The organism is Pseudomonas sp., assembly GCF_030683065.1.
In the GTDB taxonomy this organism is placed as follows: domain Bacteria; phylum Pseudomonadota; class Gammaproteobacteria; order Pseudomonadales; family Pseudomonadaceae; genus Aquipseudomonas.
Window position 1 is genome coordinate 1 of record NZ_JAUXMX010000034.1, and the last position, 12,356, is coordinate 12,356.

14 protein-coding genes are annotated in these 12,356 nt (G+C 56.6%); 5 read left to right on the plus strand and 9 right to left on the minus strand.

The genetic code is table 11. The features are described from left to right. Positions 1-221 precede the first annotated feature (221 nt). Complete coding sequence (locus Q8K09_RS11295; RefSeq protein WP_305255071.1) at positions 222-1,415, minus strand: diguanylate cyclase; 1,194 nt, start codon at positions 1,413-1,415, stop codon at positions 222-224. 360 nt (positions 1,416-1,775) lie between these two features. Between Q8K09_RS11295 and Q8K09_RS11300 the strand changes: the two genes are divergently transcribed. The 3 genes from Q8K09_RS11300 to Q8K09_RS11310 are packed head-to-tail and all read left to right on the plus strand — an operon-like array spanning position 1,776 to position 4,037. Continuing rightward, positions 1,776-2,135 (plus strand): response regulator, encoded by a 360-nt coding sequence (locus Q8K09_RS11300; RefSeq protein WP_305255072.1) that lies wholly within the window; start codon positions 1,776-1,778, stop codon positions 2,133-2,135. Beyond that, positions 2,135-2,731, plus strand: coding sequence for a chemotaxis protein CheC (locus Q8K09_RS11305; RefSeq protein WP_305255073.1), 597 nt, complete (start codon positions 2,135-2,137; stop codon positions 2,729-2,731). The genes Q8K09_RS11300 and Q8K09_RS11305 overlap by 1 nt, the downstream gene beginning before the upstream one ends. Before the next feature lie 7 nt (positions 2,732-2,738). Then, a complete protein-coding gene (locus Q8K09_RS11310) occupies positions 2,739-4,037 on the plus strand; it encodes an ATP-binding protein (RefSeq protein ID WP_305255074.1) in 1,299 nt (432 codons plus the stop codon). A gap of 336 nt (positions 4,038-4,373) precedes the next feature. On the opposite strand, the gene Q8K09_RS11315 is transcribed toward Q8K09_RS11310, so the two are convergent. The 3 genes from Q8K09_RS11315 to Q8K09_RS11325 form a co-directional block, all read right to left on the minus strand. Then, entirely contained in the window at positions 4,374-5,228 is an 855-nt protein-coding gene (locus Q8K09_RS11315; protein WP_305255075.1) for a PhzF family phenazine biosynthesis protein, read from the minus strand. 132 nt (positions 5,229-5,360) lie between these two features. Continuing rightward, a complete protein-coding gene (locus Q8K09_RS11320) occupies positions 5,361-5,576 on the minus strand; it encodes a hypothetical protein (protein ID WP_305255076.1) in 216 nt (71 codons plus the stop codon). A gap of 200 nt (positions 5,577-5,776) precedes the next feature. After that, a complete protein-coding gene (locus Q8K09_RS11325; protein WP_305255077.1) occupies positions 5,777-6,385 on the minus strand; it encodes a short chain dehydrogenase in 609 nt (202 codons plus the stop codon). A 92-nt stretch (positions 6,386-6,477) separates the two neighbouring features. Here Q8K09_RS11325 and Q8K09_RS11330 point away from each other — a divergent pair, with 92 nt between their 5' ends. Further along, a complete protein-coding gene (locus Q8K09_RS11330) occupies positions 6,478-7,368 on the plus strand; it encodes a LysR family transcriptional regulator (RefSeq protein ID WP_305255078.1) in 891 nt (296 codons plus the stop codon). A 209-nt stretch (positions 7,369-7,577) separates the two neighbouring features. On the opposite strand, the gene Q8K09_RS11335 is transcribed toward Q8K09_RS11330, so the two are convergent. Together Q8K09_RS11335 and Q8K09_RS11340 are read right to left on the minus strand one after the other, a co-directional pair. After that, on the minus strand, positions 7,578-8,075 hold the full coding sequence (locus Q8K09_RS11335; RefSeq protein WP_305255079.1) for a hypothetical protein: 498 nt from the start codon (positions 8,073-8,075) through the stop codon (positions 7,578-7,580). A 200-nt stretch (positions 8,076-8,275) separates the two neighbouring features. After that, a complete protein-coding gene (locus Q8K09_RS11340) occupies positions 8,276-8,938 on the minus strand; it encodes a glutathione S-transferase family protein (protein ID WP_305255080.1) in 663 nt (220 codons plus the stop codon). A 598-nt stretch (positions 8,939-9,536) separates the two neighbouring features. Between Q8K09_RS11340 and Q8K09_RS11345 the strand changes: the two genes are divergently transcribed. After that, entirely contained in the window at positions 9,537-10,439 is a 903-nt protein-coding gene (locus Q8K09_RS11345) for a DMT family transporter (RefSeq protein ID WP_305255081.1), read from the plus strand. An 83-nt stretch (positions 10,440-10,522) separates the two neighbouring features. On the opposite strand, the gene Q8K09_RS11350 is transcribed toward Q8K09_RS11345, so the two are convergent. The 3 genes from Q8K09_RS11350 to Q8K09_RS11360 form a co-directional block, all read right to left on the minus strand. Then, on the minus strand, positions 10,523-10,927 hold the full coding sequence (locus tag Q8K09_RS11350) for a hypothetical protein (protein WP_305255082.1): 405 nt from the start codon (positions 10,925-10,927) through the stop codon (positions 10,523-10,525). Further along, positions 10,928-11,758 carry an SDR family oxidoreductase gene (locus Q8K09_RS11355; RefSeq protein WP_305255083.1) on the minus strand — a complete coding sequence of 277 codons (831 nt, stop codon included), beginning with the start codon at positions 11,756-11,758 and terminating at the stop codon, positions 10,928-10,930. Positions 11,759-11,870: 112 nt separating this feature from the next. Continuing rightward, positions 11,871-12,335, minus strand: coding sequence for a multidrug transporter (locus Q8K09_RS11360; RefSeq protein ID WP_305255084.1), 465 nt, complete (start codon positions 12,333-12,335; stop codon positions 11,871-11,873). Positions 12,336-12,356 lie beyond the last annotated feature (21 nt).

Genomic DNA, 12,356 nt, shown 5'->3' on the forward strand with positions numbered 1-12,356 from the left:
GCCAATAATTCCGTGTGAGCGTGGTTGTTAGCTTTTTCGATTATTGGCGCATGGGCTCAAGGCCGCTCACAACCGCAATGCTGTTCACTGAAGCGGCCAGCTCTGGGCGCCTGTCGTAGCCATGCCCCTACCCGTAGCCCGGATGCAATCCGGGAGCGATTTTCAAGCGCCAGACTTCCCCCGGATTTCATCCGGGCTACAAAAAATGCTGCTCACTTGGCTTAAGTGAACAGCATTGCGCTCACAACCGGCGTCTTCATCACCACCCGATTACGGCCCTGCTCCTTGGCCAGATACAGCGCCACATCGGCCAGGCGCAGGGCATCCTCCAGGCTTTGCTGGGGCTGCGGCGTCAGATAAGCCAAGCCGAGGCTGAGCGTCACCACTGGTGCGGCGTCCGAATAGGCATGGGCCAACCCCAGGCCTTCAATGCCACTGCGCACCTTTTCCAGAATGCCCAGCATTTGCTCCTCGTTCAGGTCGTACCAGATCCCGACAAACTCCTCCCCTCCGTAACGGGCCGCGCAGTCCAGAGGGCGTCGGGCACACTCGCCAATAACCCGCGCCACTTGCCGCAATGCCTCATCACCAGCGGCGTGGCCGTAGTGATCGTTGTAACGCTTGAAGAAATCCACATCCATCATCACCACGCCCAAGGCATGTCGCTCACGCTGGGCCTGACGCCAGCTAAGCTCGGCCCGCGCGGTGAAGGCGCGGCGGTTGAGCAGCCCGGTGAGGAAGTCCTTCTCGGCCAGATCCTGGAGCAGGCCATGGGCGAGGAAATTCTGCCGCGTGGCGTACTCCAGGGAATAACAGCCCACCGAACCGATCACATTGGCCAGGCCCAGGAAGATTGCGTTACTCGCCAGGGCCTCACCCGCAAGACCCAGGCTCACCTCCATCGCGACATACGCCACAAAGGTCAACCAGCCGCAAAGTACCGCCGTGGTGAAGCGTAATCCGGTCAAAAAGTAGAAGAACACCGTGACCAGGATGATGCCCTCGTAGGGCAGGGGGAAGGCGTGATGGCGGGCGAGGCCGATGATGCCCACCACTGCCAGCCCGCAGAACAGCGCCACAACACCACCGATCAGCTGCAGATGGTCACGCAAAGCTGGTCGATAGGTGGCCAGCCAGACCACAAGTAGCATCGGCTGGATTACCCCCAGACGCAGGGTCAATACCTGACCGCGCAACGGGTCCGGCATATTGAGCGCATCCAGCAGCACAAACAGCAGCGCCAGCACCGTGGCCACCAGCAACGCCCAGCGCATACGGCGCAAAAAAACGTTGGCGTGATAGCGCTTGAACGCTTGCTCCAGCTCATCGTCAAAACTGAGCGCGCGAAAGCCCTGCTGATGCTGACGCAGGTAGGGTGAATCCTGACTGACCCACTCCAGGTGCGGTAACTTCACAATGGCGCTCACTTTTATTGTTATTCGTTGAGAAGCTGCTGGGCGCGGCAGACGATCGCCCGTTATCTACATCTACATCTACATCTACATCTACAGCCTAGCCGGACTGGCCGGGGGCCTACATATACGCAGCGGAGCGATGTGCAGGCCGCCGTGATCAAGAAAGGGCCTTGGAGATCAATTCATCTACCTTGGCATATATGGCGGTGAGGCTGTGCGCTGTTCCGGGTGACCGATTACGAGGTGTACTTTCTGCAAAGGCCACACTGGCATTTGGTCAGATGAATTTTTTTGACGCCATTAAACTGATATCACTGAGCTAAGCTCAAGCATAGTCTCCTTACTCGCGGAGGAATGTGTATGAAAGTCCTTATCACTGATGACTCAAGCCTTGCTCGAAAACTGCTACTTAAAGCACTCCCTGAGAGCCTGACCGATGAGGTGAGTCAGGCAGCAAATGGCGAGGAGGCGCTGGCGGCTTATGCGGCGGGCCAGGCAGAATTGATTTTTCTGGATCTGACCATGCCGGTGATGGATGGCTTCCTGACGTTGGAGCATCTGCACAAAATTGAGGCAAACGTCGTTGTCATTGTCGTGAGCGCTGATATTCAGCCTCAGGCCCGTGAGCGTGTCATGGCGCTTGGCGCGGCTGCTTTCATCAAAAAGCCGATCTCCAGTGAAGCAATGCTGGCCACTCTCCATGCAATAGGGGTGCTGTGATGGACATGCTCAGTGAAGACCAGCGCGATGCACTGCAAGAACTCATGAATGTCGCCATGGGGCAGGCGGCCGATCAACTGGCGCGCCTGACCGATACGTTTGTGGTGCTCTCTGTGCCGCGCATTCACAGTGCCGCCAATATCAGTGAGGCGCAGTTACCCGCGATTATGGGGGCTGAGCAGTTGGTGGACATCACACGCCAGTCATTCCTCGGCCAGGTTCGCGGCGAAGCCTTTGTGTGTTTTGGCCCCCACGGGGCTGATCAGCTTGCAGAGCTGATGGGCTACGACGAGGAGAACATTCAACAGCGTGAGGAGTTGATGCTGGATGTCACCAACATTCTCAGTGGCGCCTGCATCAACAGCCTGGCTGAGCAGTTCGAGATTCCGGTCAGCTTCGGTGCCCCGTCAGTGTTCTCACGGCAAGCCCCATTCAAGCAAGCGATGAATAACAAGGCGCTGCAGAGCCATCAAACCTTGATCATGGAGATTCGTTTTGAAGTTAAGGCGTGCCAATTCACCTGCGATCTGCTGCTGTGTATCGCGCAGGAGACGGTTGAGCATGTGATGGCGGTAATTGATCGGCTATTGAGTTAACGCTGAGATGACTTCATATCAGTTGCCCTCTTCAGGCCTGGAAGCGGTACTGGAAAACATCAACTTGGGCGTGGTGGTAGTCGACGCTGAGTGCCGCGTGTTGTTCTGGAATCGCTTTATGGTCATCCATGGCGGGCGGTTGCCTGACGAGGCCGTCGGTCGCTCACTGTTTGAGTTGTTCCCGGATTTACCGGAGCGCTGGTTACGCCAACGGGTACGCGGCGTGCTGACACTGGGAAATTTGGCATTCACCACGTGGCAACAGCGACCACATTTGTTCCCGTTCAGCGGCACGCGTCCGATTACCAGCCAGCTGTCGAGCATGTACCAAAATTGCACATTCTTTCCTTTGCATAATGGCCAAGGGGAGCCACTTGCCGCCTGTATCGCGGTGACTGACGCAACCGATACAGCCGCGCGCCAGCTGGAGCTTGAACGTCTCAATGCCCTGCTGGAGGTCGAGAAAGAACAACAGGCCAAACTGATTCACCGGCTTGAAGAGGCGCAGGCTCAGTTGCTGCAATCGGAGAAAATGGCAGCAATCGGTCAGCTGGCGGCAGGGGTTGCCCATGAGATCAACAATCCGGTGGGCTTCGTCTACTCGAACCTGAACAGCCTGCGTGGCTACATTGACCAGTTGACGGCCTTAGTGGACGGTTTACAAGCTCAGGTGCAGGCTTGCGGGAATGCACAGTTGATCGAGGCCTGTGAGGCACTGGGGCGAACCTCGGACTACGCTTTTTTGCGTGAAGACACACCTGTATTGCTCGCTGAGTCGCGTGATGGGCTGGACCGGGTTAAACGGATTGTCAAAGATCTGCGTGACTTTTCCCACGTTGATAATGGCGAGTGGCAACTCGCCGATTTGCATCAAGGGCTGGACAGTACGCTGAATGTGATCTGGAGCGAGGTCAAATTCAAGGCCAAGGTCATTAAGCAATATGGTGAGTTGCCTCCGGTGCAGTGCATTGGCGCTCAGATCAATCAGGTTTTCCTGAATCTGATTGTCAATGCCGCTCAGGCCATCGTTGAACATGGAACCATCACCTTGCGCACCGGAACATTGGACGACCGTGTGTTTGTTGAAATTCAGGATGACGGCCCCGGCGTTGCTGAAGATTTGGCGCGACGAATCTTTGAACCTTTCTTCACAACCAAGCCCGTTGGCAAAGGGACTGGCCTTGGTTTATCCGTTTCCTACAGCATCATCGAGCGACACAACGGCGTGTTGAGCGTAAGTTCTCCGCCGGAGGGTGGGGCATGCTTTCGCATTGTGATGCCCTGCCGTCAGCCAGCACCAAGCTGAGCACGGTGGCGCTGGTAACGGGCTGAACGCTGCGCGATGCCTTGGTGCCCTCTGCGCTTAGAGGTCAGGAATATATCCGGGGACAGACCACCATTTCTCGGGGCTATATCCGCGCAAATCGTGAGCCGCCCCTTGATGACATGGAGTAAGGCGGTGGAAGAAATGAGCCGACAGCGAACCATGGCTTTTGTATGCCACGTAGCGGCATGCCTGCTATTTACGCTAGCGGCCACTAGCAGCCAGTCGCGTCAGGCAGAAAACGATCCATTGCGGACGCTTAACTGTCTCGATGACGTCGGGGAGATTCAGGATATGACACGAGTTAGCCCACCCGAGTCATGGGGTAAGTGAAATTGAACCTTGCACCCGAATTGCAGATACTCCACCGATCAATATCGTACCGTCAGAACTAAACTCAACTTCAATCCTGCCATCGCGCCCGACTTTATTTCCTTGCGATGCACTATATCGCGATGGTGCTATGCCGCTGCGCTGAAGCATCGCGGCGACGCAGCCATTACCACTGCCGCATACCGGATCTTCTGGGACGGCGTCGCCTGGCACAAATGAGCGCACCTCAACCAATGCAGAATCACCATCTGCATACAGGCCGAAGACAGTAAGTCCCGTGCAGTTTGTAGTTGCTTGCGCGAGGCAATTAATGTTCGGCTTTAGATCTAGAACATCTTGCGCAGAGCGAAGTTGCAAAGTGATCCAGACAGCACCGACATCGATAATTGCAGCATTGCATACGGACTCACGATGGATGCCAATGGCCGCTAGAATGTCCAGTAGCCTGTGCTCACCTAGCGGCGCAAAACTAGGCGCTGGCAATTCAAAGAAGATCCTGTTGCCGAGTAAGTGAAGCGGTACCAGTCCCTGATCACACTCCTGAACAAGCATTCCAGCTGTCTTAGGAGTCTGCCCATAAGCTAGCAATGCTGCGGCGCTCCCGATGGTTGGGTGTCCTGCAAATGGTAATTCACCTCGCGTGGTAAAGATCCTCAGTCGATAATCAGCGTTGCTGATCGTTGGTGCACATACAAAAGTCGTTTCGGATAAATTTGTCCAGTTAGCTATTTCAAGCATCTGCGAACTCGAAATATTATCCGCCTCCAGAATGACGGCAACTGGATTTCCTTTAAATGGAGCCCCTCCAAAAACATCAACCTGGAAAAATGGAAGATTCATTTGGCCACTACTCCCTGCCATGAACACCTTTAGTCATAATTTTGAGCGCCAGGCAACGCCTGGCTAACACTTACGCTGCTCTCTTCAAAGGATATTTAAAAATCTCAGATGAGTGCACCCCCAGAGCTGATACTAGCTTGCGCTAGATCTTTTGCAATTGGCTTTATCATGGCTGACAGCCTCAGACTTCAACTTCTTCTTTTCGACTTCATTTGCGTGAATAATTTTTTGTTTAGCTCTAAATTGTTCATGCCTCTTCATAGAGCGATCATGACCGTCTTCGGCATGTACCTGTGTGTAGCCAGCGACAAGCAAAAGACCGACAATAAAACCATTTATAATCTTCATGATATATATCTCGCTAGTTTAATTGATGATTTACTGGGCGCGCATGAAAACAGCGCAAGCTCATAAAGGCTGAGCCTTTTAATTAAATTAATAACGTAATGTAGATGCCTGTAACTTGAGAGGCATCCGACCTGATTAACTTTCAAATCGGCGCCTTCTTAAATTTCAGTGACTTACTTTCAGTGCAGATTGGCTCTTCTTCAGGCGTCGACGAATATAACCTTTCCGGTGATGAAGCCATCAACCGAGCGCTCAAAGGCTTTGCCTACCAGCGCGCCAGGGACAGGCTGGAAGCCTGGCATCATTTCCCCATATACGTCCCATGCCTCTTCCAGAACTGTAGGGTTGACCACGTTGATGCGAATCTGACGTGGAAGCTCGTGCGCTACGCACTGTACGAAGGTGTCGATGGCGCCGCTGGTGGTGGCGTCAGCAATTGCCATAGGAATAGGTTTGACATTGAGAATGCCCGAAATCAACGTAAACGAACCGCCATCGTTGATGTAGTTCAGGCCCACATTTACCAGATTGATCTGGCCGACCATCTTGCTTTGGATAGTTGTGTCCCATTGCTCATCGGTCATTTCGCTGAAGTTAGCGTATTCGCAGTAGCCAACTGTATTAACGACAGCATCGAACGGCCCAACCTTTTCGAATAGAGCCTTGATCGACGCCTTGCTGGTGATATCCACCGTGTGGTCGCAGCCTGTGCCAGAGCGGCTGGCGGTGATGACGTTGTGTTTCTTGAGGCCGGTCATAGCGGCTTGGCCCATGTGCCCTTGGGCACCAATCAAAATTACGGTTTTCATAGCAATGCCTCGTTAAATCTTAAGGAGGCGATACTCTAGGTGCTCACTGATACAATGAAAATCACCGCAGATTTGTATGAGATACAACCAAAATGATTGAGAAAATCGATATCAGGCACATGCGGGTTTTACTGCATCTCGTGCGCGAGAAAAACGTTTCTCGCGTTGCCGAGCGGCTTGAGATATCACAACAGGCGGTTAGCAACTACCTCAAGCGCATGCGTGAAGTGTTTCCCAATGAGCTGTTCCTGCGCCAGAGCGCAGGCCTACAGCCGACCGACTATGCGTACGACCTCGCAGCTAAATTCGAGAAAATAGTCGAAGAGATCGACGGCATCTTCAATTCATTCCCATTCGATCCAGCAACGAGTGAGTACGCATTCAGGGTGATCGCAAATGAATATGCGCAACTGTCTATCATCCCATCGCTTTCGCTGCTCATGCGCGAACGCGCACCCGGGGTGAAGCTTGAAGTCATTGACTTCAATCCCGATCAGCATGTCAAGACGTTGGCGCAAGGAGAGGCTGACCTAGTGATTGGTTTTTCTGACTACGTTGATCCTGGATTAGTGCGGAATAGACTGAGAAGCGACCACTACTGCTGCGTCGCTCGGCAAGGTTCGCTGCTGCCTCGGCAGATACAGGTGCTTGCAGATGTGTCCTTACATCCTCATGTGGATTTCGCCAGTGGAGTAGGCAATCTGGGGAGTCGAGTTGATGATTTCCTTAGTGCCCGGGATGTCAGCCGCACAGTGATTGCGACTTTGCCCTGCTACACGTCTCTGCAAGCGTTTATGCACGTGAATGATACGGTGGCTTTTGTACCCTCGGCCATTGCTGCCACCGGTGGCTTCCAAGTGATTGACTTAGACATGTCTTCCCTAAATTTCAATGTGGTTGTGGGATGGCATAGAAGAGCTTCGGGCAGTGCATCCAGAGATTGGCTTGTTCAGGTTATTGCAGGATTGCACACGTCGAGTTAGCTCAAAATGAATACGCCCTGATTTTGTAGACGCTCTATGACCGCTTCTGGCCGATAACGGCCAGTCACCAGCGACCGCTTCCGGCCAATAACCTTAGAACAATCAGGGCCGGAGTCGACTTCCACGTAATTCGACCCTGATTGTGCTGCCTGTATGAGAGGCCGTAATTTGTGCCCGGCTAATAAATCCGTGCTCACGTCCAGGCTCGTTTAAGCGCTGGCGCCAGGGGTGTTGCGAGCGTTTTTCTTCTGCAGGATCATCGACGCTTCGTTGTAGGCGTGTTGGAAGGCGGCGCCGCCGATCCACTCCACTGCCGCGTCTTCGTCTTCATCGTGGAAGATCCCGCGATAGGTGATCAGCAGGCCCATCATGAAGTCGGTCGCCGGGTCTTCTGCTTCCTCGGCTACCACCAGTTCCAACACCGGGTATTGCAGGAACACCACGCACATTGCGAGCAGGCTGATGCCTTCGCCGACTTTCATTGCCTGGAACAGGTCGTCGAAGTGCGCCGGGTCGAAGCCGTTCTCTTCGATGTCTTTGAAGTCGAAGGTGCTCAGGTCGATTTCGACATCATCGAATGGCTCGTTGATCAGTGGATTGGCCAGCACCGGATGTACGACAGTGGCTTTGGGCTTGCCCGAACGGTTCTGCTTGGCCTTGGCTTTGGCCCGTTGGGCGCGTTTTTGCTGTTTATCTGGGGAGGCCATGGAGGCGAGTTCCTTGTCCGGTGCAGCCATACACATGGCGCGGGATAATCGGGCACACATTGTATGCAGTCTTGGCCGGGCCTGGCGGCCAAAGGTGGGCGATTTATTTTTTCCTGCTCTAGGGGTGCGCTTTTGGCCCTGGCTGAGCGCCGAGTGCGCGAGCGCATGAGCCCGATGGATCCGGGCTCATGCTGAGCAGGTCAGGCTTTGCCAGCCATCTTAGCGAGCATTTTTTGCTCACTCGGCAAGACACCCTGCACGGATGCGCGTGCCTTGATCCGCGCATAGTGGGCGCTTAGGTTTGGCCAGCGCTGGGCGTCGAGTTGCTCGTCGCCATATTCCATGTTGATCAGTTGGCAGGCCAGCGCCAGATCGGCCAGGGTCAACTGATCACCGACCAGGTATTGAGCTGATCCCAGTATCCCTTCCAGGTAGTCGAAGTGCGGCGGGAGCAGTTCGTTCAAGGCTTTTTGAACGGCTGCCTCGTCGCAGCTCTGGCCCATGCTTGGCTTGAGTTTACGGTTGCGGAAAACAGTGAAGGTGCACAGTTGCGCCAGTTCGTAATCCGCATACTTTTCCAGCCAGTTGACGCTGGCCCGTTGTTCGGTGGTCTGACCCATCAGTTGGGTTGGGTTCGGGTATTTCTCGTCGAGGTAGTGGCAGATCACACTGGAGTCGGCGATGCAGGTTTCACCATCCTTGAGTGCCGGAATACGGCCGAGTGGGCTGATGTCTTTGAACCAGGCTGGCTGGGCAAACGGCAGGATGATTTGCAGTTGATAATCCAGGGATTTCTCAGCCAGAAACAGGCGAACTTTACGCACGAAGGGTGATAGTGGGGCACCGTAAACAGTCAGGCTCATGGACGCTTCTCGTGGCTAGGTGGTGGTGGGCAAGCAGGAAGCTTGCGGGGCAGTCGTAGATGTTGTTCGTGTTCAATTTGCTGTTGCAGCTTCTGGACTCAAGGCTTGCGTCGAGTTCTTTTGGCTTGTCTCGGCTCGAGCGTATTAGTGTGGCTGAGCTGTTTGTCGAGTCGCTTGGGCGCAGTTCTTATGGCGTGCCGGTTCAGCCTTTCAAGGCACGTACTCTACGCCCCGTTAGCGGAAAAGGGCGCGGATTTTTTACAGGGGAGACCCGCCGCATTGGCCGGTTGGAGCCGATCAAGACCGGCCGCATTTCCTGCTCAGACACCCGCACGAACCCCTGGGATTTGGCTATAAACCCGTGAACTGTTGCGAGGAGATAGGCCCAGGTTGGGCGGCGCTGCCCCGCGTCAGCCTAGCTGTTGCATGCAGACATCTGATCGCCAGGGTGGGCGTACCAGGCATAGGCGAAGATGATGCCCAGAAGCGGCAGGGCAAGGCTTCGTCAATCAGCTGGCCCCAGACAAACCCGCAACTTTATGCAAGCGCTGGCGTCAGGCGCGGCGCAGACTTCTGGGCATCTACCGGGAGTCGTCTGATGAATCTGTCGTTGTACCTGTTGACCGTGCTGATCTGGGGCACCACCTGGATCGCCATCAAGCTGCAGATGGGCGAGGTGGCGATTGCCGCCTCGATTGCCTATCGCTTCGCCCTGGCGGCGGCGGTGTTGTTTGCGGTGTTGCTGCTCAGTGGCCGGCTGCAGACGCTCGATAAACGCGGCCAGGTGATCTGCCTGATTCAGGGGCTTTGCCTGTTCTGCATCAACTTCCTGTGTTTTTACACGGCCAGCCAGTGGATACCCAGTGGGCTGGTGGCGGTGATTTTCTCCACGGCGACTTTGTGGAATGCGCTGAATGCGCGGGTGTTTTTCAAGCAGAAGATCGCCGCCAATGTGCTGGCCGGCGGGGCCTTGGGGTTGGCTGGCCTGGGGCTGCTGTTCTGGCCTGAACTGGCCGGCCATGCGGCCAGTCGCGAGACGCTGCTGGGGATCGGTTTGTCGCTGATCGGCACCCTGTGTTTTTCGGCGGGCAACATGCTCTCGAGCATGCAGCAAAAAGCCGGTCTCAAACCGATGACTACCAACGCTTGGGGCATGTTCTACGGCGCCCTGATGCTGGTGGCGATTTGTCTGGTCAACGGCACGCCGTTCGGTTTCGAGTGGAATACGCGTTATGTCGGTTCGCTGCTGTACCTGGCGATTCCCGGTTCGGTGATCGGCTTCACCGCCTACCTGACCCTGGTCGGGCGCATGGGGCCGGAGCGGGCGGCCTACTGCACGGTGCTGTTCCCGGTGGTGGCGCTGAATATCTCGGTGTTTGCCGAGGGCTACCAATGGACCGCGCCGGCGTTGTTCGGCCTGCTGCTGGTGATGCTCGGTAACGTGCTGGTGTTTCGCAAGCCCAAGGCGCTGCAGGTGCCTGAACCCCGCCCGGCGATGTGAGCGTTCGACAGGCAGGCGTCTGTCGCTGGGTGCGCGCAGGTCGGCCCGCTGGCTGTGAGCTGTGCTTCTCGGTGTAGCCCGTACTAGTAAAAGCGTCTGGAAAAGCGCTCGGAGAACAGCAGTTGGGCGAACAGCGGGTAGCACAGGTAATGCACGACAAAGATCAGCAGGCCCATGGGGCTGGGGTCGTCCTTGAGCACCATCATGGTTAGCAGGCCGAGATAGAGTAGCGCCAGGACGCCGCCATAGAGCCAGACCAGGCGCCGTCGCTCACTGGGCAAAGGCGCGCGGCGCTGGCGTGCGGCAAACCAGAGGGTCATTGCGGCGGCGACTGAGCCGGCAATCAGCAGGGTGGTCAGCAGGCCGCCGAGTTTGACGAACGTGCGCAGCAGCAGATTGAGTGCGATCACCGCCGCGACACCACTCAGGGCCAGGCGCGCGATAGCCACCTCAGCAGGGCGCGGGGTCAGGTTTCTTGAGGGCGGCATTCAGAGGCTCCGGTCTAAGCCGAAACGTTTTTTCAGCAGCGCCTCGAGCAAGTTCTTCGGCAACATTGCCGCCATCAACGGCAGGATGCGGCTGCCCTTGCCCAGGCGCAACAGGCGCGGCCGCCTGCTGCGCTGCACGGCAGCCAGCAGATTGCGGGCGAGGTGGATGGCCGGTGTGGGGTTGTCTTGCGAGGCATTGGCGCGGGCACGAATACCCTCGCGGATTGGCCACCAGGGTGAGGCCTCATCAATCAACTGTTCGGCTTGCTGGCTGGCACTGGCGCCGAAGCTGGAGGCAATCGCCCCGGGCTGCACTTCCATCACCTCGATGGCGAAGGGCGCCAGCTCCAGGCGCAATACATCGGTGAGGGCATGCACCGCCGCTTTCGAGGCGCAGTAGGCGCCCGCGAAGGGGGTGACCAGTACGCCGGAAACACTGCCGATATTCACCACCAGGCCTTTGTTCTGGCGCAGCAGCGGGAACAGCGCGCGGGTTACCCCGACCAGCGAGAACACATTGGTTTCGAACTGCTTGCGCATGGCTTCGACGCCGCCATCGAGCAGCGGGCCCATGGCCCCGTAGCCGGCGTTGTTGATCAGCACATCAAGGCCGCCTATTTCAGCTTTCAGGCGTTCGGCCAGTTGGCCCAGCCCCAGGCCATCGTTGACGTCCAGTTGCACGGCGTTGAAGCCCGCATCGCTCAGCGCGGCCAAATCGTCGGCTTTGCGCGCAGTGGCCCATACCTGATAACCGGCCTGTTTGAATTCGCCGGCCAGGGCGCGGCCGATGCCGCTGGAGCATCCGGTAATCAGGACGGTGGGCTGGGTCATGCGGGCATCCTTGTGGGGGAGGGCTGAGCGGCTCTCTGTTGCCGCCCCGCCGCGGGGGTCAATTCAGTAGGCTGACGTGGGTCGCCACCCGGGCCACTTTACGCGATGATTTTCAGCGACTGAAGCTGCCTTGCAGGCGTTCGGCACGGAACTCCAGGGTGCTGGCGCGGTAGCCGCTGCGCAAGGTTGGCAGGGGCAGGCACGTTTGCCAGGTGGCGTCCGGCAGCAGTTCGCCCGGGCCGCTGTAACGTGGGGATTCGTAGAGGCGCTCGGCGAGGTTGACGCTGTCACCGGGGCGATAAGCAGCGATTTGCCAGTGCAGTTCGAGCAGGGCGGCGTCGCTGCCGTTTTTCAATTCCAGGGCCAGGGGGCGATTGGCAGGGCAATTTTGCGGGTCGTAGCTCAGGCGCAGTTGCAAGTGCGCCAGGTGGCGCATCTCGCGGCTTTCCTGCCAGAGCACCCAGCTGGTCACCATGCCCAGGCCGATCAGCGCGGCGAGGGAGATGGGCAGGGCTTTGCTCGGGTAGCGGATCAACAGGACCAGCCAGCTCAGAACCAATATTGCTCCGAATAACATAGTGATGGGCCTCGTTGGACA